Annotated in this window: 18 protein-coding genes and 1 tRNA gene; 11 read left to right on the top strand and 8 right to left on the bottom strand. The window is 63.5% G+C overall.

Features of this window, described 5'->3' with window-relative positions:
- Nucleotides 1–22 precede the first annotated feature (22 nt).
- Nucleotides 23–110: transfer RNA gene (locus tag PSUB009319_RS05480), tRNA-Ile, on the top strand.
- Nucleotides 111–136: 26 nt separating this feature from the next.
- Here the strand turns inward: PSUB009319_RS05480 and PSUB009319_RS05475 are convergent.
- The 3 genes from PSUB009319_RS05475 to PSUB009319_RS05465 are packed head-to-tail and all read right to left on the bottom strand — an operon-like array spanning nucleotide 137 to nucleotide 6,500.
- On the bottom strand, nucleotides 137–1,426 hold the full coding sequence (locus PSUB009319_RS05475; RefSeq protein WP_124381231.1) for a branched-chain amino acid ABC transporter substrate-binding protein: 1,290 nt from the start codon (nucleotides 1,424–1,426) through the stop codon (nucleotides 137–139).
- A gap of 38 nt (nucleotides 1,427–1,464) precedes the next feature.
- Entirely contained in the window at nucleotides 1,465–4,782 is a 3,318-nt protein-coding gene (locus tag PSUB009319_RS05470; RefSeq protein WP_124381230.1) for a carboxyl transferase domain-containing protein, read from the bottom strand.
- Nucleotides 4,783–4,796: 14 nt separating this feature from the next.
- Nucleotides 4,797–6,500, bottom strand: a complete 1,704-nt coding sequence (locus tag PSUB009319_RS05465; protein ID WP_124381229.1) for an AMP-binding protein — start codon at nucleotides 6,498–6,500, stop codon at nucleotides 4,797–4,799.
- 201 nt (nucleotides 6,501–6,701) lie between these two features.
- Here PSUB009319_RS05465 and PSUB009319_RS05460 point away from each other — a divergent pair, with 201 nt between their 5' ends.
- A complete protein-coding gene (locus PSUB009319_RS05460) occupies nucleotides 6,702–7,412 on the top strand; it encodes a TetR/AcrR family transcriptional regulator (protein WP_124381228.1) in 711 nt (236 codons plus the stop codon).
- Here PSUB009319_RS05460 and PSUB009319_RS05455 read toward each other — a convergent pair.
- Nucleotides 7,396–8,211 (bottom strand): MBL fold metallo-hydrolase, encoded by an 816-nt coding sequence (locus tag PSUB009319_RS05455; protein ID WP_124381387.1) that lies wholly within the window; start codon nucleotides 8,209–8,211, stop codon nucleotides 7,396–7,398. The two genes, PSUB009319_RS05460 and PSUB009319_RS05455, sit on opposite strands and share 17 nt — an antisense overlap.
- A gap of 253 nt (nucleotides 8,212–8,464) precedes the next feature.
- Between PSUB009319_RS05455 and PSUB009319_RS05450 the strand changes: the two genes are divergently transcribed.
- Complete coding sequence (locus PSUB009319_RS05450) at nucleotides 8,465–9,946, top strand: DEAD/DEAH box helicase (RefSeq protein ID WP_374704185.1); 1,482 nt, start codon at nucleotides 8,465–8,467, stop codon at nucleotides 9,944–9,946.
- A 39-nt stretch (nucleotides 9,947–9,985) separates the two neighbouring features.
- Here the strand turns inward: PSUB009319_RS05450 and gluQRS are convergent, their stop codons facing one another.
- Nucleotides 9,986–10,933: a tRNA glutamyl-Q(34) synthetase GluQRS gene (gene gluQRS, locus PSUB009319_RS05445; protein WP_124381226.1), complete on the bottom strand. Its 948-nt coding sequence runs from the start codon at nucleotides 10,931–10,933 to the stop codon at nucleotides 9,986–9,988.
- A gap of 59 nt (nucleotides 10,934–10,992) precedes the next feature.
- A complete protein-coding gene (locus PSUB009319_RS05440; RefSeq protein ID WP_124381225.1) occupies nucleotides 10,993–11,895 on the bottom strand; it encodes a LysR family transcriptional regulator in 903 nt (300 codons plus the stop codon).
- A 106-nt stretch (nucleotides 11,896–12,001) separates the two neighbouring features.
- Between PSUB009319_RS05440 and PSUB009319_RS05435 the strand changes: the two genes are divergently transcribed.
- Together PSUB009319_RS05435 and PSUB009319_RS05430 are read left to right on the top strand one after the other, a co-directional pair.
- The gene (locus PSUB009319_RS05435; protein WP_124381224.1) at nucleotides 12,002–12,700 is read left to right on the top strand and encodes a pirin family protein; all 699 of its coding nucleotides are present in this window, start codon (nucleotides 12,002–12,004) and stop codon (nucleotides 12,698–12,700) included.
- A 79-nt stretch (nucleotides 12,701–12,779) separates the two neighbouring features.
- Entirely contained in the window at nucleotides 12,780–13,352 is a 573-nt protein-coding gene (locus tag PSUB009319_RS05430; RefSeq protein ID WP_124381223.1) for a flavodoxin family protein, read from the top strand.
- Between the two features lie 186 nt (nucleotides 13,353–13,538).
- Here the strand turns inward: PSUB009319_RS05430 and PSUB009319_RS05425 are convergent, their stop codons facing one another.
- Complete coding sequence (locus tag PSUB009319_RS05425) at nucleotides 13,539–14,387, bottom strand: sulfurtransferase (RefSeq protein ID WP_124381222.1); 849 nt, start codon at nucleotides 14,385–14,387, stop codon at nucleotides 13,539–13,541.
- A gap of 162 nt (nucleotides 14,388–14,549) precedes the next feature.
- On the opposite strand from PSUB009319_RS05425, the gene dnaE reads away from it, so the two are divergent.
- From dnaE to PSUB009319_RS05400, 5 genes are all read left to right on the top strand, one after another.
- Nucleotides 14,550–18,071, top strand: a complete 3,522-nt coding sequence (dnaE, locus tag PSUB009319_RS05420) for a DNA polymerase III subunit alpha (protein WP_124381221.1) — start codon at nucleotides 14,550–14,552, stop codon at nucleotides 18,069–18,071.
- Between the two features lie 83 nt (nucleotides 18,072–18,154).
- Nucleotides 18,155–19,222, top strand: a complete 1,068-nt coding sequence (locus PSUB009319_RS05415; RefSeq protein WP_124381220.1) for a glycosyltransferase — start codon at nucleotides 18,155–18,157, stop codon at nucleotides 19,220–19,222.
- Nucleotides 19,219–20,499 (top strand): O-antigen ligase, encoded by a 1,281-nt coding sequence (locus PSUB009319_RS05410; protein WP_124381219.1) that lies wholly within the window; start codon nucleotides 19,219–19,221, stop codon nucleotides 20,497–20,499. The genes PSUB009319_RS05415 and PSUB009319_RS05410 overlap by 4 nt, the downstream gene beginning before the upstream one ends.
- 12 nt (nucleotides 20,500–20,511) lie before the next feature.
- Nucleotides 20,512–21,285 (top strand): glycosyltransferase family 2 protein, encoded by a 774-nt coding sequence (locus tag PSUB009319_RS05405; RefSeq protein WP_124381218.1) that lies wholly within the window; start codon nucleotides 20,512–20,514, stop codon nucleotides 21,283–21,285.
- Nucleotides 21,272–22,114 (top strand): glycosyltransferase family 2 protein, encoded by an 843-nt coding sequence (locus tag PSUB009319_RS05400; RefSeq protein ID WP_124381217.1) that lies wholly within the window; start codon nucleotides 21,272–21,274, stop codon nucleotides 22,112–22,114. Before PSUB009319_RS05405 ends, PSUB009319_RS05400 begins: the two co-directional genes overlap by 14 nt.
- A gap of 16 nt (nucleotides 22,115–22,130) precedes the next feature.
- On the opposite strand, the gene PSUB009319_RS05395 is transcribed toward PSUB009319_RS05400, so the two are convergent.
- The gene (locus tag PSUB009319_RS05395) at nucleotides 22,131–22,913 is read right to left on the bottom strand and encodes a glycosyltransferase family 25 protein (protein WP_124381216.1); all 783 of its coding nucleotides are present in this window, start codon (nucleotides 22,911–22,913) and stop codon (nucleotides 22,131–22,133) included.
- Between the two features lie 232 nt (nucleotides 22,914–23,145).
- Between PSUB009319_RS05395 and msbA the strand changes: the two genes are divergently transcribed.
- Entirely contained in the window at nucleotides 23,146–24,870 is a 1,725-nt protein-coding gene (msbA, locus tag PSUB009319_RS05390) for a lipid A export permease/ATP-binding protein MsbA (protein WP_124381386.1), read from the top strand.
- Nucleotides 24,871–24,909 lie beyond the last annotated feature (39 nt).

The following is a 24,909-nucleotide window of genomic DNA, read 5'->3' as shown; positions in this document are numbered from 1 at the left end:
TCTCTTTTTTTCTCGGTGTACAGGGCCGGACGCCGTGCTGGTTGCAGGCAGCGGACTCATAATCCGCCTCCGAAAGGACACCGTGGGTTCGAATCCCACCCGGCCCACCATTTTTCGCCTCTTCCCCGCCGATGGGCTAGCCCCTCTCCGGCCGCTTCATCTTGCAAGCGGTCGGCAGGTCCAGTTCCTTGGCTGCGGTCGTGCTCTCGGTCTTGTGGCCCCACTGGGTGCCGTCGTAGCCGACCTTGACGGTCTTGCCGTCCACCGGCGCGATCGTTGATACAACCTGCGGTAGCAGCAACTGGTGGTCGACCTTGCGCATGGTGACTTCGCCCAGAAAGCTCTGTTTCTGCATGCCTTCCAGCGCCAGTGCAATCTTCAGCGGGTCGGTGGAGTTGGCCTTGCGGATGGCATCGGTCACGAGTTCGACGGACAGCACGGTGCGCGGCGCAAAGTGTTCGCCGGCGGGCGTCTGGCGCACGCGTGCATCCATCTGCGTCAGTTGGGCATTGCCGTTTCCGGGTGTCCATTCAGAGACCCACGTCACCTTGCCGATCTTGGCCTGTGACACTGCCAGCACCGTGCCGGGTGCACCTGCGCCGCTGTGGTTGAGATAACGCACGTCGTAGCTCATATCGCCCGCGGCTTTGATGAGCAGGTTCAGATCCTGCCCCCAGTTGCCGGTGAGCAGCGTGTCCGCGCCTGTCGCCTTGGCCTTTGACACATAGGGCGCAAAGTCCTTCACCTTGCCGATCGGGTGCAACGTCTCGCCTGTGAACTGCACGTCAGGCCGCGCGGCCGAGATCATCTGCTTGCCCAAGGACGCCCACAGCCGCCCGTGCGCATAGTCCTGATTGAGCGAATAGACCTTGCGGATGTCGGGCTGCGTCTTCACGAAGTTGGCCAGCGCGCGCATCTTCATGGCCGTGTTGGCCTCGGTGGCGAAATGCCAGAAGCTGCAGTGCGCGCCGGTCAGGTCAGGGTCGATCGACGCGTAGTTGATGATCAGCACGCGCTTGTCCGGATTGCGCTCGTTGTGCTTGGTGGCCGCATCCACCATGGCCGCCACCACGGACGAACCCGAGCCACCGGTGAACACGATCTTTGCGCCGGCATCGATGGCGCTTTGCAACGCCGACAAACTGTCCTGCGCTGACAGCTTGTTGTCGTAGGTCGACAGCTCGTAGCGCGCGCCGTTCAACACGCCTTGAGGTTGTGCGTTGGCATCGTCGATGCCGAGTTTCAGGTTGGCCAGAAATTGCTCGCCCACATTCGATAGCGGCCCGCTCAACTGGTCGATAAACGCCACCTTGATCGGTGCAGGGTCTGCAGCATGCGCCATCGGCGCGCAGAGCGTGGTGATCGCGCAGGCAGATGCATAGGCCAACGCGGACAACGGACAGGCAAAGCGGGTCGATGCGGGCATGTCTCCTCCTTGTTGTGTGGGGCGTTCTGTTATTTCGTCTACCAGGTATCGATGAAGCGGCGCGCGGCCGGATCGCGTGTGTGGCGCGGCAGTGCGGGCGGCGCCGATTGCAGCCCGCGCAGCAGCCAGCGGCGCGTGTCGGCGGGGTCGATCACGGCGTCGATTTCGAGATAACTGGCGATGTTGAGCGCGCGCCCTTCCTCGTAGGCGGCGTCGACCATTTTGCGGAACAGCGCTTCGCGCCCGGCATGGTCTTGCACGGCCTCCAGCTCTTTGCGGTAACCGAGGCGGATGGCGCCTTCAATGCCCATGCCGCCGAACTCGCCGCTCGGCCACGATGCTGTGAAGAACGGCGCATGGAAGCCGCCTGCCGCCATCGCCATCGCCCCAAGCCCGTAGCCTTTGCGCAGCACGACGGTAAAGAAGGGCACGCGCAGATTACCGGCCGTTACGAACATGCGGCTCACGTGGCGCACGGTGGCCGTCTTTTCCGCTTCGGGGCCGACCATGAAGCCCGGTGTATCGCACAGCGAGACGATAGGCAGGTCGAACGCGTTGCACAGCTGCATAAAGCGCGACGCCTTGTCGGCTGCGGCTGAATCGATGGCGCCGCCCAGATGGCGCGGGTTGTTGGCGATGCAGCCGAATGCGCGGCCCTCGATGCGGATCAGCGCGGTGATGATGCCAACGCCGAAGGCTTGCCGCAGTTCCAGCACCGAGCCGGTGTCGGCCAGCGCTTCGATCACGGCGCGCATGTCGTAGCTGCGCATGCGGTTCTCTGGAATCACATGGCGCAGGTGGCGTGCGTCGCCGGCGCTCCAGTTGGCAAGCGGCCCCTGGAAGTAGCTCAGGTAGCGGCGCGCGGCGTCTACGGCTTGGGCTTCGTCCTCGACCAGCACGTCGATTACGCCATTGGGCGCCTGCATGCTGACGGGGCCAACTTCTTCAGGCGCATACACGCCAAGGCCACCGCCTTCGATCATGGCCGGGCCGCCCATGCCGATGGTCGCGTCGCGGGTGGCGATGATCACGTCAGCGCAACCCAGCAGCGCAGCGTTGCCGGCAAAGCAGCGGCCCGACACGATGCCCACGGTCGGCACCAGCCCCGACAGACGCGCGAAGTGAATAAAGGTCGGGCAGTCCAAACCGCTGACGCCACGCTTTTCGGTGTCGCCCGGCCGGCCGCCACCGCCTTCTGCGAACAGCACAACGGGCAGCTTCCATTGCTGCGCCAATTCCAGCGCGCGGTCAGTCTTCTTGTGGTTGAAGGTGCCCTGCGTGCCGGCCAGCACGGTGTAGTCGTAGGCGAGCACCATGCAGCGCGCGTCCTGGTCGGGGAAGTGCGTGCCATTGACGGTGCCGATGCCGGTGATGATGCCGTCGGCCGGCGTTGAGCGGATCAGGTCGTCGAGCGCGCGCCGTTGGCGTTGCGCGGCGATGGCCAGCGCGCCGTATTCGATAAACGAGTCTGCGTCACACAGGTGCGCGATGTTTTCGCGTGCGGTGCGCTGGCCGGTCTTGCGGCGGCGTGCGACGGCATCTGGCCGGTTGGTGTCGAGTCCAAAGGCATGGCGGTCGATGACGGCCTGCAGGTCTGGGCGGATGTGGTCGAGGTCGATCTCGGCGTCGGTGGACTCGGTGTGGTGTTCTGCGTCGCTCAGGAGCAGCGCCACCAGCGGCTGGCCTTCTCGCACCGTGGCACCGGTTTGGGCGCATACCTGCAGCACCTTTCCGGATGCGGGTGCGAGCACCACATGCTCCATCTTCATCGCTTCGATCACAGCCAGCACTTGCCCGCGCACCACGGTTTCTTCGGGCTGGGCGTTGACCTGGATCAGCGCACCGTCCATCGGCGCGGTCAGCAGTTCGGCATCGTCTGGCAGCGCGTCAAGCAGTGATTCGCCCGGCTCGGTCTCGTGATCGGCAACCACGTCCGCTGATGCATGGAGCGCGGGATGCGCACCGTCGCTGGCGCTCACCAGTTCGGCCAAACGTTCGTCGAGAAACTGCGTGTGCACGGCGTTGGCTTGCACACGTGCATCGCTCAGCAAGTCCTGTAGCAGCCGCTTGTTGGTGGCCAGCCCTTCGATGCGGAACTCGCACAGCGCGCGGTACGTTTGCGCCAGGGTCTGCGCATAGGTGCCGCGTGGCGCGTGCACGATCAGCTTGGCCAGCAGCGAGTCGAAGCGCGGGTTGGGCCGGTAGCCCGCGTAGCCGCAGGTGTCGACGCGCACGCCGGGGCCGTTGGGCGGCTCGAACGCGGTGAGCGTGCCGGTGGAAGGATGCGGCTGCCCCGACGCATCGAGCGTCTCTGCATTGATGCGAACCTGTACGGCGTAGCCGCGCGGCGCGATCGGCTGTGCAAGCCCGAGTTCCGCAAGCGACACGCCTTGCGCCAGCGCCAGTTGCGTCACCACCAGATCGACGCCCGTCACCATCTCCGTAACGGTGTGTTCGACCTGTACGCGTGGGTTGGCCTCCATGAAGTAGAACGTGGCATGTGGTGTGCCCGTGCTTTCCACCAGAAACTCGAATGTGCCGATGCCGCAGTAGCCCGAGGCTTTGGCGAGGGTGACGGCTGCATCTGCGATGCGCGCACGTAGCACATCGTCCAGCGACGGGCTGGGCGCCATCTCGATCAGCTTCTGATGACGGCGCTGCAGGCTGCACTCACGCTCGCCCAAGTGCGCGACATTGCCGTGCGCGTCGGCAACGATCTGAATTTCGATATGGCGTGGCGCCGGCACCAGCGCTTCGACATACACGTCGCCGCTGCCGAACGCGGCGGTGGCTTCGGAGACGCAGCGCGCATACGCCTCGGCAATCGCCTCAGCATCGTGCACCGTGCGCATGCCGCGCCCGCCGCCACCGGCCACGGCCTTGATCATCATGCCGTGCGAGGGCGGCAGCGCTGCGAAGAAGGCGTGCGCATCCGCAAGCGTTGTCGCGCCTTGCGTGCCGTTGACGATGGGGATGCTGGCCTCATGCGCGAGCGCGCGTGCGCGTGCCTTGTCGCCAAAGAGATTGAGCACGTGCGGTGCCGGCCCGATGAATTGCACGCCAGCCTCTGCGCACCGGCGCGCAAAGGCCGCGTTCTCGCTGAGGAAGCCGTAGCCGGGGTGAATGGCGTCGGCGCCCACGGCGCGTGCGGCAGCAAGGATGGCCGCGCCATCGAGATAGGCGCGCGGGCCGGTGCCGGGCAAGGGCGCAGCTTCATCGGCGCGCAGCGCGTGCAACGCATCGCGGTCGTCCTCGGAATACACCGCGACAGAGGGCAGCCCAACCGTGGCGGCGGCGCGGGCAATGCGAATGGCGATCTCGCCGCGATTGGCGATCAGCAGTTTGCGAAACGTCATGGAGCAAGCGTGGGTTAGAGCTGTTCTGCGAGCGGCGCGAGATCCTGCTTGCGCACCTTGCCTGTCGCGGTGAGCGGCAGGGCATCGACAATGCGCACGATGGGTACCTTGTAGACGGCCATGTTCTCGCGGCACCAGCCGGTGAGCGTGGCGTCGTCCAGCGTGCCGACGGCCTCGGGGCGCAGCATCACGAAAGCGACGGGAAGTTGGCCGCGATGCTCATCGGCGCGGCCCACCACGGCCGAACCGAGAATGGCCGGGTGCTTGCCGAGCATGGCTTCGATCTCGGCGGGGAACACGCTCATACCGTTGACCTTGAGCATCTCTTTGCGGCGGCCGAGGTAGTGGACGTAGCCGTGCTCGTCGATGCAGCCGATGTCGCCGGTGTGGAACCAGCCGTCGCGCAGTGTCTGTGCGGTGGCCTCGGGCTTGTTCCAGTAGCCCTTGAGCAGCGTGGGTGTGCGCACGCACAGTTCGCCCTCGGCGCCGATCGGCAGCAGTTCGTGCGTGTCGAAATCGCAGATCTTGAAGTCGGTGCCCGGCACGGGCAGGCCCACAAAGATCGGCTGCGAGCGCAGATCGAAATCGTCGTCCTGCATGCCGACGGTGAAGCTGTTGCAGGTCTGGGTTTCCGTCATGCCCCAGGCGCTCTCGGCCATCATCGAGCCGGTGAGTTCGCGCCACGCACGGCGGTATTCGGGGTTTAGCTTTTTTACGAATGACGACACGCCCGTATGCCGCAGCGAGCGCAGGTTGTATTCATGCACGCGCGGATGTGCCATTACCTCGGCCGCGCTGTCGACCAGCATCGAACCGTTGGTCACGCGGTAGCGCTGCACGCCGGCCATGAAAGCCTCAGCATCCCAACGTGCGAGCAGCACCAGCGGCACGCCCAGGAAGGCGGGGAAGATCAGCCCCGTGTTCTCGCCCGCAATCCAGAACTGCGGGTAGAAGCTGAGCATGACGGTGCCCGCATCCGCACGTAGCGACACCGCTGAGAATGCGGCGGCCATATCCACCATGTCGCCCTGCGTGTGGATGCAGCCTTTAGGCAGGCCGGTCGTGCCGCCGGTGTAGTTGAGCGCGGCAACGGCATCGAGTGACGCGGGCGGCAGGGCGACCGGTGCCGTCCTGGCGAGCGCCGGCAACAGGTCGATCGCGTCATCGCAGGCCAGCGGCGGCTCGGTGAGCATTGCCGGGAGCGGCAGCGTCGGCTGGGCAGGGAGCACATCTGCGTAACGTGTGACGAAGATGTGTTCAAGCGATGTCTCGGCCCGCACGTCGCGCACCAGCGGCATCAGGCGGTCCAGCGTGACGATGGCGCGGGGCGTTGCATCGCCAAGCGCATGCATCAGTTCGGCACGCTGCGATAGCGGGCTGATTGGCACATACACGGCACCCAGCTTGAGGATGCCGAAGAACACCGCGTTGAACTGCGGACAGTTCGACAGGAACACCGCCACCCGGTCGCCCGCACCAATGCCGTGCTGAGCGAGCAGGGCGGCAAAGCGGTCGGAAAGATCGTCAAGCTGCGCGAACGTTGTGTCGTGCCCGTAGAAGTGGATGGCCGGTTTGTCTGGCGTGGTGCGGGCCCAATGACGCAGGTATTCGGTGAGGGGCGCGCGCCCGATCGGGTAGTGGGGCTCTCGGGGGGTATCGACCGGCCATGCGCGCGCCCAAAGCGCGCGAACGCGGCCGAGGTACTCGGACTCGTCCATCGCCAAAGCTTGTCTCCGTTGGGTTGTGCAGTGCGTGCGCAAAGTGGCGTCGCACTATCTATACTGAGAAGTAATTTTTTATACCAACGGGTATGAATATAGAAAGCGTCACTTGATGCGTCAAGCATTTCCCGCGCGTGATGCTGCCCAGATGCGCAGACACGACGGCGCGTCCAAAGGCGGCATGCGAGAATGCACACCATGTCCATCGCCCGCAAATCTGCCGTTCCTGACGTGCAACCGTCTGCTGAAACCGAGGCGCCCGAAGCCCCCAGCGTCACGCCGTCGGTCACGCGCCCGCACATTGCCGAGCGGCAGGAGGCACGCCGCCGGCAGATTCTCGACACAGCCGCGCAGCTTTTCTTTACTAAGGGCTACGCCGGCATGACGATGAGCGATCTGTGCAACGCGCTCGGGGTGACGAAACCGGCGGTGTACTACTACTTCACCGACAAGTACGAGATTTTCGACATCCTGTGCCGCGAGGCCGCGCAGATCTGCCTGTCGGCCATCCGCGAGACGGCCGACCCGGCGTTGCCCGTGCGTGAGCGCTTGCAGGCCTGCCTGCTGGAAATGGCGCGCCGCTGCATTGACTGTCACTACGCCGCCGCGCTCACGTATCGTGACAGGCAATACCTGCGCCCCGAAACGGTGGAGTGGCTGCACGGCATGTCGCGCGGCTACTACCGCGATCTCTATGCGTTGCTTGATGAGGGCAAACGCGCCGGCGTGTTCGATTTTGGTGATGCGCGCGTTGCGGCGCATTCGATGGGCGGCGTGATGGGCTTCATGTACACGTGGCACGATCCGTCGCGCATCGATGCCGATGTGCTGGCGGTCGAGCTGTCGGGCGCCATGATGAAGATCATCCTGCCGGCGGCTCAGAGTCCGGCTGCTAAACCCGCGTCCTGAGCGTCGCGCCCGCCGATGCATTGGGCAATGCGGGCAGCCGGAAGATCTCCGGCGTCATCAGGTCGATGCCGCAGTCGAGCGTTTCCACCCAGTCGATAAACCGGTTGACCATGGCCGGCCCGCGAAACGGCTGGCCATGCTGCGGCACGATCCACTCAATCTCCAGCCCGCGCGCCATCTGCGCCCACAGCCGGCACACGCGATTGCCGCTCATATAGCGGCGGTGGAACGGCGCCATTAACAGCAAGTGCGCATCGAAATCTTCGACGGGCTTAGCCGCCACGTTGGCATGCACCATCGACGCTCCCAGGTCGCCCGAAAACAGGATGCGCGATACCGGATCGTAGAACTGGAAGTTGCCCTCCGAGTGCAGAAAGTGCGCCGGCACCGCCAGCAGGTGCGATTGCCCCAGCGGAATCGCCATGCCCGTATCCGGGATCGGCACGATGCGTCCTTCGGTTTTGCCGACCGAGCAGAAGTGCGGCAGAAAACGTTCCCATACGCGCGAGATCAGGATGTCGCAGCTTGAACTCGTCAGCCATCTGCCGGCCGAGGCCACGATATCCGGGTCTGCGTGCGACGCCAGCACGTAGTCGAGCTGCTTGGGCGGAAAGTATCGGCTCATCGCCAGGAAGAGCGCGTTGTACGTCATCTGGCCACCCGGATCAATCAGCGCGCCATGGCCGTGATCGACGATGAGGAACTGGTTGGTCTGCACCGGCAGGTCGTCGTGATCGTCGGCCAGATCGGAAAACATCAGGCAGACGTGCTCGGGTGTTTCATACAGCGTGGTGACCATGAGGGAGGGGCGGGCGCACATTGGAATGCCCTGATGGTGGCGCAGCGAGCGCCCGCCACATTTGATCCGTGTCAAGGCAGGTGTGGCGCCGACATTGCCCTGGGTAGGCCGGTCATCCGGCCCCGGCCGGGTCTCACGTGATAAACTTTTGATTTTTAACGCTTTGCGCGAGCCGCATGCGGGCTCTTCCGCTTGGGTCTGGCGCGCCGCCATGCCAACCGGCATGCCGCACTCCCCTATGAATACTGCAACGATGTCTGAAGCGTCTGAAGCGCCGGCCAATGAATCGGTGACATTCGACAGCTTCGGCCTGCATCCGGACGTCCTCCGCGCGCTGACCGAAAGCGGTTACACCAAGCCAACGCCCATCCAGGCTGCCGCCATTCCGGTGGTCACCGCTGGCCGCGACGTCATGGGCGCCGCGCAAACCGGCACCGGCAAAACGGCTGGCTTTTCGCTGCCGATCATCCACAACCTGCTGCCCGACGCCAACACCAGCGCGTCGCCGGCACGCCATCCGGTGCGGGCGCTGATTCTCACGCCCACGCGTGAACTGGCCGACCAGGTGTACGACAACGTTGCCAAGTACGCGAAGTACACGGCGCTGCGCAGTGCGGTCGTCTTCGGCGGTGTCGACATGAACCCGCAGACTGAGCAACTGCGCCGCGGTGTGGAAATCCTCGTTGCCACGCCGGGTCGCTTGCTGGACCACGTGCAGCAGCGCAGCGTGAACCTGTCGCAGGTGCGCATGCTGGTGCTGGACGAAGCCGACCGCATGCTCGACATGGGCTTCCTGCCCGACCTGCAGCGCATCATCAACCTGCTGCCGGCGCATCGTCAGACGTTGCTGTTCTCGGCCACGTTTTCGCCCGAGATCAAGAAGCTGGCCTCCAGCTACCTGCGCCATCCGCAAACCATTGAAGTCGCACGCAGCAATGCCACGGCAGAGAACGTCCGCCAGGTCATCTACACCGTGCCGGACAACCACAAGCAGGCTGCACTCGTGCACCTGTTGCGTCAGCGTGCAGAGCAAGGCCTGCCGCGCCAGTGCATCGTGTTCTCCAACAGCAAGATCGGCTGCTCGCGCCTGTCGCGCGCGCTGGAGCGCGAAGGCATCAACGCCAACGCCATCCACGGCGACAAGACACAGACCGAGCGCATGCAAACGCTCGAGGCCTTCAAGCAGGGCACCGTCGATGTGCTGGTCGCGACCGATGTGGCCGCGCGCGGTCTCGACATCTCGCAGATGCCGTGCGTGATCAACTTCGACCTGCCGTTCAACGCAGAAGACTACGTGCACCGGATTGGTCGCACGGGCCGTGCTGGTGCCTCTGGTGACGCGCTGTCGCTATTCGCCCCAGGTGATGAACGCCTGCTGGCCGACATTGAAAAGCTGATCAAGCGTAACCTGCCGCGCGAGCAACTGGCTGAGTTCGATCCGACCGGCGAACAGGCCCGTGACCGAGAGCGCCGTGAGCGTGATGAAAAGCGTGCCCGCAGCGAGGTTCGTCGCTCCCGCGAACGCGATGAGCGCAACGGCGCCCGCGTGCTGGATCACACGATCGTGCGCCCGGCATTCCGTCCGTCGGACGATCCGTTCTTCAATCGCCCATACGAATCGGCCGTGCCGGCTGACTCGGCAGAGGCTGCCAAGCCGGCGCAACCGGCCGGCCATCCGCGCAGCGCAAAGCGCCCGATTGCTGCGTTGCTCGGCGGCGCGCCGCGCAAGCGTTAAGTCGTTACGTTGAAAACGGCGACGGCTATGTCGCCGGGGTCAATTGCGCAAGGCCGGTTGCGCAAGACGATTCGCCCATGCCGGGATGGCGTCCCGGTAGAACCCCTCCACATCCTTCGCGCGAATCTCGAGGCCCAGGTGCTGGGCCGCTTCAGTTAGCGCGACCAGCGGCTGGTTGCGATTGATGGCGCGCGCGCCGGTCTGTTTGCTGAGTTTTTCACCGTCGGCGTTGACCACCACGGGCACATGCAGGTAGCGCAGGGTAGGCAGCCCCAGCAATTGCTGCAGATAGATCTGGCGCGGCGTCGAGTCGAGCAGATCCGCCCCGCGCACGACGTCCGTGATGCCTTGCGTGGCATCGTCCACCACCACCGCAATCTGATACGCCCACATGCCGTCGGCGCGCTTGAGCACGAAGTCGCCCACGGCTTCGGCCAGATTCTGGCATTGCGTGCCTTGCCAGCGGTCATGGAAGCAAACCGTGGCGGCATCGGCGTCCGGCACACGCACGCGCCATGCGCGCGGCGGGCGGCCGTGCAGACCGTTGCGGCACGTACCGGGGTAGATCAAGGTCTGGTGGCGCAGGTTGCCGTTGGCATCGAGGCTGGTGATGGAGTCGGCGACCTCGCGGCGCGTGCAGCCACAAGGGTAGAGGCTGCCGATGGCCTGCAATTGCTCCAGTGCCTGCTCAAAGCGCGGCAGGTGCGTGCTTTGCCACTGCGGCGCTTCGTCGGGCACCAGCCCGAGCGTCTCCAGCGTGGCGAGGATGTCGCGATCCGCACCTGGCACGTTGCGCTGGAAATCAATGTCTTCGATGCGCACCAGCCACGTGCCGCCGTGCACACGTGCATCCAGCCAACTCGCCAGCGCGGTGACCAGTGAGCCGATGTGCAGCGGCCCCGTGGGCGAGGGGGCGAAGCGCCCACGGTACGGGCCATGCACGGGCGTGTCAGAAGTATTGGGAAAATCGAGACTGGCTTGGGACAACGTAACGCTCCAGGCGCGGGGATCGGGATCGATGCCGCTATTCTGAAGGATCGACGCAGCTACTGCATCATCAGCGCCTGCGCGAGGCGCGGGTCTTCCAGCTTGTCGACCCACCACTGCAGCGCCTTGCCGCGCATGTTGTTGCGCCAGGCCACCTGGAACGTGCCGGCGCGCTTGTCTTCGGTGGTTTCCTTGGCGATCAGCACGCCGGAATCCAGATAGGGCCGTGCCAGTGGCACCGGCAGCCAGCCGCAGCCGAGGCCGCGAATCTGTGCCTGCACCTTGTCGGCCATCGACGGCACCACCAGCGTGTCTTGGCCGGCCATGATGCCGATAGTGCGCGCCGGCAGATTGCGCGATGTATCCCCCACCGCAACGATGCGGTGGCGCGTGATGGCAGCGGCCGGCAACGGCTCTTCCATTTGCGCGAGCGGGTGATGTGCCGCGATCGCAAACACAAAAGGAATGCTCCCCACCGTACGCGTCTGGATGCCCTGCACCTGCATCGCCTGCGCTGGCCCGATCAGCAGATCAGCGCGGCCAGAGAGCAGCGCGTCCCACGTTCCGGCCAGCACTTCGCGGCAGAAGCGCAGACGTGTGGCGGTGTTTTCAGCATAGAAATCCTGGATGACCGGCATGAGTGCGCGAAAGTGCACGAGATCGTCCACCACGATGGTCAACGTGGCTTCCCAGCCAGTGGCGAGGCGTTTGACACGGCGGGCCAGTTCGTCGGCGGCCTGCAGCAGGTGCCGGCCTTCGTCCAGTAGCGCGCGGCCGGCGGGCGTAAGCTCCGCACGGTGGCGGCGGCGGTCAAACAGCAGCACATCGAGATCGTCTTCCAGCTTGCGCACCACATACGTGAGCGCCGACGGCACTTTGCCCAACTCGTGGGCGGCAGCGGCAAAGCTGCCCTTGCGTTCGATCGCGTCCAGCACTTCCAGAGATTCCAGTGATAGCGCCATGTTCAGAATTTTTGATGTATTGAATCAAAGCCGTACCGCGCAACTATAGCAAATCTGCGTAACATTCACACATTAATGCAGTGATTTGGATGGGAGATTCATCAAAATGATTGAAATTCGCCTCTCTCAAGACCGCGGTTACGCAGACCACGGCTGGCTCAAGTCGTATCACAGCTTCTCGTTCGCCGATTACATGGATTCGGAACATGTTCAATTCGGGCCGTTGCGTGTCATCAATGAAGACCGCGTCGCCGCTGGTATGGGTTTTGGCACCCACGGCCACCGCGACATGGAAATCATCAGCTATGTGCTAGACGGCGAACTGGCGCATAAAGACAGCATGGGCAACGGCAGTGTGCTGCGCCCCGGCGACGTGCAACGCATGACGGCTGGGACAGGCGTGCGTCACTCCGAGTTCAACCACGCGCAGGACCAGACCACGCACTTTCTGCAGATTTGGGTGCTGCCAGCGCAGTTGAATCTCACGCCCGGCTACGAAGAGCGTCACTTTGACGAGGCTGCCAAGCGAGGCAAGCTCGCCCTGATTGCCAGCAACGATGGCCGTAACGATTCGGTCCAAGTGCATCAGGACATGGCCTTGTACGCCGGCAAGTTCGATGGCGCGGAAACTGCGACGCATTCCATCGCCGAAGGCCGCCGCGCTTATGTACACGTGGTGCGCGGCAAGGTGAGCGTCAACGGTCGCACGCTGGCTGGCGGCGATGCTGCCAAGCTCACCCACGAAGCGGCGCTCACGCTTTCGGGCGGCGAAGACAGCGAAGTGCTGGTATTCGATCTGCCGTAATGTTCGCGGCGCACGCTGGGTGCGCCGTTTTTCTTGTCCGTTTTTTCCCCATCGTTACCCCAACCCCAAGAGGATTCCCATGGCACGAGTTGCAGTTGTCTATCACAGCGGTTATGGCCACACCAAGAAGCAGGCCGAGGCCGTGTTTGCGGGCGTGCAGAACGCTGGCGCTGAGGCGCACTTGATCTCGGTCACTGACGTCAACGATGCCACGTGGGAGCTGCTGGCCAGCGTCGACACGATCGTCTTCGGCGCGCCGACCTACATGGGCGGCGTTTCGGGCGACTTCAAGAAATTTGCCGATGCCTCGTCCAAAGCGTGGTTCACCGGCGCGTGGAAGGACAAGATTGCTGCTGGTTTCACGAATTCGGCATCGATGAACGGCGACAAGTACGCGTCGATCCAGTATCTGTGGACGCTGTCGCAGCAGCACGGAATGATCTGGGTCGGCACGGGCATGATGCCGGCCAACAGCAAAGCGGCCACGCGCAATGACGTGAACTACCTGGCTGGTTTTGGTGGCGCGCTGGCGCAATCGCCCTCGGATGCCAGCGCTGAAGAAGGCCCGCTGCCTGGTGATTTGGAAACGGCCAAACTGTTCGGCGAACGCATTGTTGCAATCACCAACCAGTTCGTGCGCGGCCGTCAGTAAAACAGATCGCTGAAAGAAAAACGCCGGAATGTCCGGCGTTTTTTTGTTGGCGTGCTACGGCAGGTCAAAACCGCGTGCCGGCCCCGCAGAACACGCCCCGGTTCGATCCGCCCGCGCAACTCGTTGAGCAGCCGCCCAATACCGCAAGGCCGAGCAGGCCGACAAGGATGGCGGCGGCAAGACGCTTCATGCGGCTGCGCGGGTCTGGTTGCTCGCGCAGTGCGGGCAGCGCTGGCCTGGGATGTAATCCGCCGATTGCTGCTCTTGCGGCGTGACGACGGCCCGGCAAGCAAAACATTGCTTCGGGCCGGCCGGTAACAGTTCGGGATTGAGCGCGGTGCGGTGGTCGAAGACGAAGCAATCGCCGTCGTAGTGGTCGCCGCCGACTTCTTCGAAGTATTTGAGGATGCCGCCTTCGAGCTGATATACCCGCTCAACGCCGATCTCCTGCATGTGGATCGCCGCTTTCTCGCAGCGGATGCCGCCAGTGCAAAACGACACGACGGTCTTGCCGGCAAAGTCGTCCTTGTGCGCGGCAATGGCGGGCGGGAATTCGGTGAACTTCTTGAGGTTGTATTCGACGACGTTCTTGAATGTGCCGACCGCTACTTCGTAGTCATTGCGCGTATCGAGCATCACCACCGGGCGGCCCTCGTCGTCGTGGCCCTGATCTAGCCAGCGCTTGAGATCCGGCGGAGCGACCGACGGCGCGCGGCCGTCTTCGGGGCGGATCAGCGGATGGCGCATGGTGATGATTTCTTTCTTCAGGCGCACCAGCAGGCGACGGAACGGCTGCTTGTCGGAGATGCTCTCCTTGGGGGCCAGATCAGCAAAGCGCGTATCGCTGCGCAGCCACGCGACGATGCCGTCAATGGCCTCGCGCGAGCCGGCCAGGAAGATGTTGATGCCCTCAGGCGCCAGCAGCACGGTACCCTTTAGCTCGCGCGCCTGGCACTCGGCCAGCAGGGCGGGGCGCAAGGTCTCGCGGTCATCGAGGGTGACGAATTTGTAAGCTGAAATATTGACGATTTGCATGTGCTGCGGCGCCGTGTGCGGGTGCGTTTTCTGGCGCTTTGGGTAACCTGTTGATTCGTAAGCCGAAATTATAGCCGCCCACGCTGCCGTGCGGGGTTGCTGATGGTCAATCGGGCAAGCCCGGAATGCTTTGCGCAAGGTGTCACCCGGTACAATGCGCGGATGAATTCGCCGCGCTTCGTCCACCTTCGTCTCCACTCCGAATATTCCGTCGTCGATGGCAACGTCCGTCTGGACGATGCCGTCAAGGCCGCCGCCAAAGATGGCATGGGCGCTCTGGCGCTCACCGACCTCGCCAATGCCTTCGGGCTGGTGCGTTTCTACAAGGAAGCGCGCGGCAAGGGCGTCAAGCCTATCGTCGGCGCCGACGTGTGGATCACCAATCACGACGAGCGCGACAAACCGTCACGCCTGCTGTTGCTGGTGCGTGACAAGCAGGGTTACCTGAATCTGTGCCAGTTGCTCGCGCGTGCCTGGCTCTCCAACCAGCATCGTGGCCGCGCAGAGATTGCCCCCGAATGGTTCGATGAGCCCGGCGTGGAAAACGCGCCGTTGGCCACGGGCCTGCTGGCGCTGTCCGGCGCCATGGGCGGCGATATCGGCATGGCGCTGGCCAACGGCAACGATGCGCTGGCGCGCAAGTTGGCGACAAATTGGTCGCGCGTGTTCCCGAATGCGTTCTACATCGAGCTGCAGCGCGCTGGTCATGCAGGCACGGAAGCCTACGTTCAGCAAGCCGTGAAGCTGGCCGCGGCGATGCACCTGCCGGTGGTCGCCACGCACCCGGTGCAGTTCATGACGCCGGACGACTTCACCGCGCACGAAGCGCGCACGTGCATCTCAGAGGGTGAGTTGCTCGCCAATCCGCGTCGCACGAAGCGTTTCACGACGGACCAGTACTTCAAGACGCAGGACGAGATGTGCGCGCTGTTTGCCGACATCCCGTCGGCGCTGGCCAACGCGGTGCAGATCGCGCAACGCTGCAACCTCAAGCTGGAACTGGGCAAGCCCAAGCTGCCGCTGTTCCCGACGCCCGACGGCATGTCGCTGGACGATTACCTCGTTCAGCTCGCCAAGGAAGGGTTGGAAAAGCGCATGGAGGTGCTGTTCCCCGATGAGGCCGTGCGTGAATCCAAGCGCGCTGAGTACTACGCCCGCCTGGAGTTCGAGACAGGCACCATCATCAAGATGGGCTTTCCGGGTTACTTCCTGATCGTGGCGGACTTCATCAACTGGGCCAAGAACAACGGTGTGCCAGTGGGACCAGGCCGGGGTTCGGGCGCGGGTTCGCTGGTGGCGTATGCGCTGGGGATTACCGATCTGGACCCGCTCAAATACAACCTGCTGTTCGAGCGCTTCCTGAACCCGGAACGCGTGTCGATGCCTGACTTCGACATCGACTTCTGCCAGCACGGCCGCGACCGCGTCATCCAGTACGTGAAAGAGAAGTACGGCAAGGATGCCGTCTCGCAGATCGCCACCTTCGGCACCATGGCCGCCAAGGCCGCGGTGCGCGATGTGGGCCGTGTGCTGGACCTCGGCTACAACTTCGTTGATGGCGTGGCCAAACTGATTCCGTTCAAGCCGGGCAAGCTCGTCACGCTGGAAGAGGCCAAGAAGGAAGAACCGCTGCTGGCCGAGCGCGAAGCCAACGAGGAAGAGGTCAAGCAGCTTCTGGAACTCGCGCAGCGCGTGGAAGGCATGACGCGGAACGTCGGCATGCACGCCGGCGGCGTGCTGATCGCGCCGGGCAAGCTGACCGATTTCTGCCCGCTCTACACACAGGGTGGAGAAGACGCCGGCGTCGTCAGCCAGTACGACAAGGACGACGTGGAGGCCGTCGGCTTGGTCAAGTTCGACTTCTTGGGCCTGACCACGCTCACGATCCTCGACTGGGCCGAGCGCTACATCCGCATGCTCGATCCGTCCAAGGCGGACTGGAACTGCAGCCACATCCCGCTGACGGACAAGAAGGCGTTCGACATCCTCAAGACGGCCAACACGGTGGCTGTGTTCCAGCTGGAAAGCCGCGGCATGCAGGGCATGCTGAAAGACGCCAAGCCTGACCGCTTCGAGGACATCATCGCTCTGGTGGCACTCTACCGCCCGGGCCCGATGGACCTGATTCCCAGCTTCTGCGCGCGTAAGCACGGCCGCGAGAAGGTGGAGTATCCCGACCCGCGCGTCGAGCCGGTGCTCAAGGAGACCTACGGCATCATGGTCTACCAGGAGCAGGTGATGCAGATGGCGCAGATCGTGGGCGGGTACTCGCTCGGCGGCGCCGACTTGCTGCGCCGCGCGATGGGCAAAAAGAAGGCCGAAGAGATGGCCGAGCACCGCGAGCTGTTCCGCAGCGGTGCGGCCAAGGACGGGCTCTCCACCGAAAAGGCCGACGAGATTTTCGACCTGATGGAGAAGTTCGCAGGCTACGGCTTCAACAAGTCGCATGCGGCCGCATATGCACTGCTGGCGTACTACACCGCGTGGCTCAAGGCGCATCACCCGGCCGAATTCATGGCAGCCAACATGTCGCTCGCCATGGACGACACCGACAAGGTGAAGATCCTCTACGACGATGCCCGGGGAAAGAATGGCCTCGTCGTGTTGCCGCCCGACATCAACGCGAGCCAGTACCGCTTTGCTCCGACCGACGCCAAGACCATCCGCTACGGCCTGGGTGGCGTGAAGGGCAGCGGGCAGGGCGCCATCGAAGACATCCTGCGCGCGCGCGAAGACGGCCCGTTCAAGGATCTGTTCGACTTCTGCGAACGCGTTGACCGGCGCCAGGTCAACCGCCGCACGATTGAAGCGCTGGTGCGAGCCGGAGCCTTCGACAGCCTCCATGACAACCGTGCACAGTTGCTCGCCTCGATCGGCCTGGCGATGGAAGCCGCCGAGCAGAAGGCCGCGGCTGCCAATCAGGTCTCGCTGTTCGACCTGATGAGCGGCGACGATGCCGAGCAGCACGGCCCCGAGCTCGTCGACGAGCCGGCCTGGACCACCAAGCGCAAGCTGCAGGAAGAAAAGCAGGCGCTGGGCTTCTACCTGTCGGGCCATCTTTTCGATGAATGCCGAGACGAGGTGCGCCGCTTTGCGCGCACGACGTTGGCCGACCTGGCCCGCGAGGTGACGGACAAAGGCAATGGTGGCGGTGGTTATGGCAACCGTGATGCGCGCAACAAGACCGTGGCCGGCGTGATCGTCGGCCAGCGTACACAGATGACTCAGCGCGGCAAGATGCTGATCGTCATGCTCGACGATGGCTCCGCCAGTGAAGCTACCGAAGTGACGGTCTTCAACGAAGTGTTTGAAGCCAACCGCGCGCTGTTCAAAGAAGACGAGGTACTGATCGTGCAGGGCAGCGCCCGCCACGACATGTTTACCGGTGGCGTGCGCGTGACGGCTGAGTCTGTCATGGACATGACACAGGCGCGCGGCAAGTTCGCGCGGGCGATCCGTCTATCGATGAACGGCGACTCAACGGCAGCCAAGCTGCGCGATCTGCTGACGCCGCATGTGGCGGCGGATGGCAACGGCGTTTCGGTTCGCATCAGCTATGTTTGCGAGCAGGCCCGCTGTGAAGCCGTGCTCGGCGACGCCTGGCGCATCGTTCCGAGCGAAGCGGCAATCACCGCGCTGCGTCAGGCGCTGGACGCCGAGAACGTGGCGACGGTCTACGAGTAGTTCGAAGATGGCGCAGGGCGCGCCATCGCCGGGCGCGGGCCCGGCACGACTGCAGTCTCAATACGACTATTACTAGAGCATCCATGAACGTCGGAATCTCGTGCAACGCGCTGGGCTACAGCGGCGGCAGCGAGCGCTATGCGATGGACCTGGTGCGCGGCCTGCATGAGCGCGCCATCCGTCCTGTGTTCTTCGCCAAGATGGTGGACAAAGCGCTTCCCGAATACCGCCAGGTCAAGGCCATTGCATTGCCCACGCGCAAACTGATGGGCAAGCTGAACGATCACGTTTTCGGCTGGCTGGTACGCCACCTGGCCAAGCACGAGCAGATCGACCTGATGATTGGCTGCAACCGCACGGGAGCGTCGGACATTGCCATCTGCGGTGGCACACATGTCGGTTACCTCAAGAGCTTCCCAAAGCCGGCCGGTTTCTGGGACCGCCAGCAGATCGCACTGGAGCGCCGTGACTACGTGCGCTCGCACGTGATCGTCGCGCATTCGAAATTGATGGCGCAGGAGGTGCTCGACTATTACGACATCCCCGAAGCCAAGGTGAAGACGGTCTACCCGCCGGTGAGCGAGGCGAAGTTTTCGCTGGTGGATGAGGCGCAGCGCCAGCGTCTGCGCGATGAGCTGGGCTTTGCCACGGATCGCGTCACGTTCGTGTTTCCGTCGTCGAGCCACAAGCGCAAGGGCTATCCGCTGCTGGAGGCGTTTTTTTCCAAGACGGATTTGCCGGTGCAACTGGTGGTGATCGGGCGGCCGGTATCGTCGTCCTCGCCCAACATCCGCTACCTGGGCTATCGCAAGGATGTCGAGAATGTCTATCGTGCAGCGGATTACACGATTCTCGCGTCGCACTATGAGCCCTTTGGCTTGATCGGGGTGGAGTCCGTGCTGTGCGGTACGCCCGCCGTGCTGGCCGGCAATATCGCCTGCACCGAGGTGATCTCGGATGCGGGCGCACCCACCTTCGACCTGAATGATCCGGCCACGCTGGCACGCACGATCGAGATGGCAGTGGCCCGTGCGCAGGCTGGTCAGGCGCGCCTGGCGAACCCGCACGAACACCTGCGCTACGACCCGAGTATCGCCGCGCACATCGACGCCTTGTTGGCGCTTGCACCCAGCGCGGGGACATTGCGATGAGTGGTTTGATGCAACGTGGCCGGGCGTTGGTGTCCAGCGCGCCGGCAGGGCTTGCCGTGCTCGGGATTGGGATTCTTCCGGCGTTCATGTTGTCGGTGAGCGGCGCAGCATTTCTGTCGTACTCACTGTTGCTGGTAGCGGGGCTTTGGGCGATGCTGGCCTCGCCCGGGGCGCTTGCGAGCAGGCTGCGCGCCATGTGGCGCGACCATCGCTGGCTGATCCTGACCATGGCCGCCCTGCCGACAGCGATGCTGATCAGCTCGCTTCTGAATCCGGCTGCGCCGCGTAACGTTCCGTTTGCCTATGGCCGTCTGTGGCTGCTTGGGTTTGTCTTGTTCGGGCTGCTGCAATTGCGGCCTGAACAGTTGCAGCGTGTTCAGTGGGGTTGCGTAGCGGGTGCGCTTGCCTCAATGGTATGGGCGTATCTGGAGCTGCGTTCCGGGCGTTCGGGAGAAGTAGGTGGGTTTGCCAACGCCATCCCGTTCGGCAATCTGTCGCTGCTGTTGGGATTGTTCTCGTTGATCTCCATTGGATGGGCGCACAACGATAGCCGGGTGCGCGTCGCGTTACGCATATTGGGTGGCGCGGCGGGACTTTACGCGTCTTATATGTCTCAGTCGCGGGGCGGCTGGGTGGCGATTCCCGTTCTGTTGTTGATTGCCGTGGCGACGCTGCGCCATGTGAGCTGGAAAAAGCGACTCACTGCATTGCTGGTGTTTTTTGCGCTGCTTGCGGCCGTCTGCGTGTCATCGAGTATTGTCCGCGCCCGCTTCGATCAGGCTGTGAGCGATATTCACGCTTACGAGGCCGGGCAACTCAATACTTCCGTTGGTATTCGCTTCCAGCTCTGGAAGGCTGCCACGCTGATGTTGACGCGCCATCCGTTGGCTGGCGTCGGCCGGGGCAAGTTCCACGATACGTTGCAGGTCATGCATGCCGAGGGCGTGATTACGCAAGAAGCCACCGCCTTCGAGCATGCCCATAACGAGTTTCTATACAATGGCGCCTCGCTTGGTGTGCTGGGCATCGCGGCGCTGCTTGCGCTGTATCTGGTGCCTGCCGCGTACTTCCTGCGCGCTGCACTGTGTGATGACCGGATCCTGCGCACTACCGGCGCGATGGGTCTCACGCTGTGTGTCGGTTTCATGCTGTTCGGGCTGACGGAGGTGATGCTCATCATCGCGCAGACGGTCGTGTTCTACAGCGTGATGGTGGCCGTGTTCACCGCGCATATTCATCGGCGCCGGCAGCAGCTTGGCGCCGTTCCTGTTCTCTGAGATCGTTTTCGCATGTCCGCATCCAACCGAGCCACGCTCGCCGTCATCATCGTCGCCAAGAATGAAGCCGCTGATATTGGCGACTGCATCCGCTCGGTGCGCGACTGGGCGAACGACGTCATCGTCTTCGATTCCGGCAGCACGGATGGCACACAGGATATCTGCCGGCAATTGGGCGCACGCGTGTTCGAGACCGATTGGCCCGGCTACGGCGAGCAATCCAACCGCGCCTTGCGCGAAGCCCGTACTGACTGGGTGCTTTCCCTGGATGCCGATGAGCGCGTCAGCCCCGAACTGCGCGCCGAGATGATTGCGGTGCTCGAATCGGGCAGCTCGCACACTGTGTATTCGATGCCGCGCAGCTCGAGCTTCTGCGGCCGTTTCATGAAGCACTCCGGTTGGTGGCCTGACCGTATCCGCCGCTTTTTCAAGCGCGAACAGGTGACGTTCTTCGATGCGCCGGTGCACTCGCATCTGGTTTTCGAGGGCACCGTGGGCGACTTCCACGCCCCGATCATCCATTACTCGATCCCAGACCTGAAGGCCGCACTCGACAAAGCGAACGATTACTCGACCGCCGGCGCGGCCGCAGCCTATGCAAAGGGCAAGCGCGCATCACTGGGCAGCGCGATCGGTCACGGGCTGTGGGCGTTCATCCGCACTTACGTCATCCAGCGCGGCTTCCTCGATGGCGCGGAGGGCTTCATGCTGGCCGTGTCGAATGCCGAGGGTACGTACTACCGCTACATCAAGCTGATGATGCTGCATCGTCATGGCAAGCGCTGAGCCGCCGCGTCGCATCGCCCTGATCGTTACGACGTATAACCGCCCCGACGCGCTCGCCCGCGTACTGGCCGGTTGTGGTGCTCAGACCGACGGTGCATTCGACGTCATCGTCGCCGACGATGGTTCGCGCGACGATACGCGCGTGGCGGTCGAAGCCGCTGCCAAGGCTGCGCCGTATCCATTGCGCCATGTCTGGCATCCTGACGACGGTTTCCGCGCGGGTGAAATCCGCAACCGCGGCGTGCTGGCCACCGACGCCGATTACCTCGTTTTTCTCGATGGCGATTGCGTACCGCGCCCGGATTTCGTCGCCCGGCACCGCGCGTTGGCTGAGCCGGGGCGCTTGCTGTCTGGTAGCCGCATCCTCCTGGATGAAGCGATGACGCGTGAAGTGGTTGCGCGGCAACTCGATATCCACCTGAAAGACCGCGCGTATTGGTTCAGTGCCTGGCGCGCCGGTCGCATCAACAAATTCCTGCCGCTATTGGTGCCGGGCTTGCCTGTGCCGCGTACGTTCAAGGACACCAGCCTGCGTGGCATCAAGAGCTGCAACCTTGGCGTGTGGCGCAGCGATTTCGAACACGTGAACGGCTTCGACCAGAGTTTCGTTGGCTGGGGCCATGAAGATGCTGATCTGGTCGTGCGACTGTACAACGCCGGCGTGCGGCGCAAACGCGGCTTTTGCGCGACTGAAGTTTTCCATCTGTGGCACCGCGAACAGTCACGCGAGCAGGAAAGCCCCAACTACCAACGCATGATGGTGCGCCGTAATACCGACTTCATCCGTGCGGAATCCGGGTTGGCGGAGTTACGCGGGCAGGGCGCCTGAGCTGGCGTCGCCGCGCTCACCAAGTCTTCTTCTGCTTGGCGATGCCGAGGAACGGCCGCACGAAAATCTGGTAAAGAAATTTGCGCACGAAGATCTGGCGCAAATGATGGCCGACCCCAAGCCGCTCATCGGCTTCACGGCTTTTGATGGCGCGATCAGCCTCCAGGTTGGAGCCGCTGTCGAAGTTCTGTACGCCAATCACATAAGGTACGACCGCGCGCATTTGTACGATGCCTTCGCGCTCAAACTTGTGCCAGTAGTCCGCGGCCAGCCACACTGGGTAAAGTTGCTTCACCATGCGCTGCGCTGCCGCGCGGGTGACGAAATAGCCGTGCGCAAGCCACTGGTAGTTGGCGAGCCTGACCGTGCTGTGGTCAGCCGTCAGTGGTTTTGCGCTGCGCTTGTAGTAGCGGTCGATGTGCGTGAGCAACGTGACCACGGGCTCGTCGGGTGACACCTGCTGTGTCAGCGCATCGAGCACCGCGGGCACGTGCGGCCCGAGTTTCGCGTCGTCTTCGAGGATGAGCGCATAGGGCAGATTCTGCTCGATCATCGCGCGGTAGACGCCCAGGTGGCTCAGCGCGCAGCCCACTTCGCCGACAGTCAGTTCGCGGCTTTGGCCGATAGCGCGGGCGTGGTCGTAGTGACGTGCAAGCGCCTCGGCTGAAAGTGCCTTGCCGTACACGCCCGGAAAGCGACTGTGCTGCAGGCCAAGCGCATCGAGCTGGCGTTCCAGCGCTGCGCGGCGCCCGGCGTCATGGTCGAGATTGATGAAAAACGTGGGAACGCGCGAACTCATTGGGAAGCGTCAGGTGATGCGCCGGCCGCGTTGGCCGGGGATTGCGCAGCAGGATGGGCCCGAGTGGTCGATTGCCGCTAAAATGCCGGGTCGCCCGTCTGTCGGATGACAGCCGCTGCAACACACTTTCTGTCGGCAGTGCCCGTCGTCATGCGATGCAGGCTGCCCACTCTTATTTGAAAACGCCGTGAGTATACAAGCAAAGTCCGACCATCCCGCGCCCGCCAAGCCGATGCTCAAGCGGTTGTGGAGCTACCTGCGCCCCGAGTTGACCGCCTTCATCCTGGCAATGGTCGCCATGGGCGTGGTGGCGGCCACGGAGGGGATCATCCCCAAGGTCGTGAAGGATCTGCTGGATCAGGGTTTCGGCGGTGAATACGCTGGCAAGCTATGGCAAGTGCCCGCCATGCTGGTGGGCATTGCCGTGGTGCGCGGCATCGCGCAGTTTGCATCGACGTACCTGCTGAGCCTCGTGTCGAACAAGGTGCTGCTGAATCTGCGGATGAAGATGTTCGAGCGTTTGCTGCAGGCACCCGCTTCGTACTATCAGCGCAATACGGCAGCGTCGATCATCAACGCGGTGATCTTTGAGGTGAACCAGGTGCTGCAGGTGCTGACCGGCGTGTTTATTACGCTGGTGCGCGACTCGATGACGGTGCTGGCGCTGCTGGTGTTCCTCTTCTATACCAACTGGCGGCTGACGCTGGTGGTGGCAGTGATCCTGCCGATCATTGGTCTGCTGATGTCGCGCATCAACCGCCGTCTGCGCTCGCTCAACCGCGAGAGCCAGAACCTGACCAACCAGGCCGCCTATGTGGTGGAAGAGGCCGTGGGCGGTTACAAGGTCGTCAAGCTGCACGGCGGCGAGGCGTATGAATCGCTGCGCTTCAACGCCATGACCAACCGCCTGCGCGGCTACGCCATGCGCGTGGCTGTGGCCGGCGGCTTGAACCAGCCCGTAACGCAGTTCCTGGCGGCGCTGGCGCTGTCGATCATCCTGGCGATCGCCATGATGCAGGCTCAGGCCAACCAGACCACGGTTGGTGGTTTTACCGGTTTTGTGATGGCGATGCTGCTGCTGATCTCGCCGCTCAAGCACCTGACTGACGTGAACCAGCCCTTGCAGCGTGGCCTGACCGCCGCCGAGTTCATCTTCGGGCTGATTGACACGCCAATCGAGCCGCAAGAGGGCGGCAAGCCGATGGACCGCGCCCGCGGCGATGTCCGTTTCGACAACGTCACCTTCCGCTATGGCGAAGATGGCCGTGCTGCGCTCGACAACGTCAACCTGCACGTCAAACCGGGTGAGGTCGTCGCGCTGGTTGGCCCATCGGGCAGCGGCAAGACCACGCTGGTGAACCTGCTGCCGCGCTTCTTTGATCCGACCTCAGGCACGATCTCGCTCGACGGCGATGCGCTGGGCGATCTATCGCTGCACGATCTGCGGCGCCAGATTGCCTTCGTGAGCCAGGACGTGGTGCTGTTCAACGACACCATCGCCGCCAACGTAGCGTATGGCGCCCGTGACGCCTCCGAGATCGACATGGCGCGCGTGCGTCGCGCGCTGGAAGCAGCCTACCTGACGGATGTGGTGGACAACCTGCCGGGGGGCATCGATACCAATGTCGGTGACAACGGTTCGAAGCTCTCGGGCGGCCAGCGCCAGCGCTTGGCAATTGCCCGCGCCATCTATAAGGATGCGCCGATCCTGATTCTCGACGAAGCCACCTCCGCGCTGGATTCGGAATCCGAGCGCCAAGTGCAAGCCGCGCTTGAACGGCTGATGGAGGGGCGCACGACGCTGGTGATCGCGCACCGCCTTTCGACCATCGAAAACGCCGACCGCATTGTCGTGCTGGAGCACGGCAAGATTGCCGAAGTCGGCACGCACCGCGAACTCATTGACCGCGATGGGTTGTATGCTGGACTGCATCGCATCCAGTTCGCCACTCAATAAGCCATTCCTCTCGGGCGGCGTGCTCAGATGCTCAACACA

Origin of the sequence: Ralstonia sp. SET104 (assembly GCF_003851545.1) — a bacterium.
Classification (GTDB): Bacteria; Pseudomonadota; Gammaproteobacteria; order Burkholderiales; family Burkholderiaceae; genus Ralstonia.
This window is presented reverse-complemented; position numbering and strand designations above follow the sequence as displayed.

What these genes read in the sequence shown, in the direction of transcription:
- PSUB009319_RS05475 (WP_124381231.1), bottom strand. Translation starts at nt 1,426, where the DNA reads ATGCCCGCATCGACCCGCTTTGCCTGTCCGTTGTCCGCGTTGGCCTAT.
- PSUB009319_RS05470 (WP_124381230.1), bottom strand. Translation starts at nt 4,782, where the DNA reads ATGACGTTTCGCAAACTGCTGATCGCCAATCGCGGCGAGATCGCCATT.
- PSUB009319_RS05465 (WP_124381229.1), bottom strand. Translation starts at nt 6,500, where the DNA reads ATGGACGAGTCCGAGTACCTCGGCCGCGTTCGCGCGCTTTGGGCGCGC.
- PSUB009319_RS05460 (WP_124381228.1), top strand. Translation starts at nt 6,702, where the DNA reads ATGTCCATCGCCCGCAAATCTGCCGTTCCTGACGTGCAACCGTCTGCT.
- PSUB009319_RS05455 (WP_124381387.1), bottom strand. Translation starts at nt 8,211, where the DNA reads ATGGTCACCACGCTGTATGAAACACCCGAGCACGTCTGCCTGATGTTT.
- PSUB009319_RS05450 (WP_374704185.1), top strand. Translation starts at nt 8,465, where the DNA reads ATGTCTGAAGCGTCTGAAGCGCCGGCCAATGAATCGGTGACATTCGAC.
- PSUB009319_RS05440 (WP_124381225.1), bottom strand. Translation starts at nt 11,895, where the DNA reads ATGGCGCTATCACTGGAATCTCTGGAAGTGCTGGACGCGATCGAACGC.
- PSUB009319_RS05435 (WP_124381224.1), top strand. Translation starts at nt 12,002, where the DNA reads ATGATTGAAATTCGCCTCTCTCAAGACCGCGGTTACGCAGACCACGGC.
- PSUB009319_RS05430 (WP_124381223.1), top strand. Translation starts at nt 12,780, where the DNA reads ATGGCACGAGTTGCAGTTGTCTATCACAGCGGTTATGGCCACACCAAG.
- PSUB009319_RS05425 (WP_124381222.1), bottom strand. Translation starts at nt 14,387, where the DNA reads ATGCAAATCGTCAATATTTCAGCTTACAAATTCGTCACCCTCGATGAC.
- dnaE (WP_124381221.1), top strand. Translation starts at nt 14,550, where the DNA reads ATGAATTCGCCGCGCTTCGTCCACCTTCGTCTCCACTCCGAATATTCC.
- PSUB009319_RS05415 (WP_124381220.1), top strand. Translation starts at nt 18,155, where the DNA reads ATGAACGTCGGAATCTCGTGCAACGCGCTGGGCTACAGCGGCGGCAGC.
- PSUB009319_RS05410 (WP_124381219.1), top strand. Translation starts at nt 19,219, where the DNA reads ATGAGTGGTTTGATGCAACGTGGCCGGGCGTTGGTGTCCAGCGCGCCG.
- PSUB009319_RS05405 (WP_124381218.1), top strand. Translation starts at nt 20,512, where the DNA reads ATGTCCGCATCCAACCGAGCCACGCTCGCCGTCATCATCGTCGCCAAG.
- PSUB009319_RS05400 (WP_124381217.1), top strand. Translation starts at nt 21,272, where the DNA reads ATGGCAAGCGCTGAGCCGCCGCGTCGCATCGCCCTGATCGTTACGACG.
- PSUB009319_RS05395 (WP_124381216.1), bottom strand. Translation starts at nt 22,913, where the DNA reads ATGAGTTCGCGCGTTCCCACGTTTTTCATCAATCTCGACCATGACGCC.
- msbA (WP_124381386.1), top strand. Translation starts at nt 23,146, where the DNA reads ATGCTCAAGCGGTTGTGGAGCTACCTGCGCCCCGAGTTGACCGCCTTC.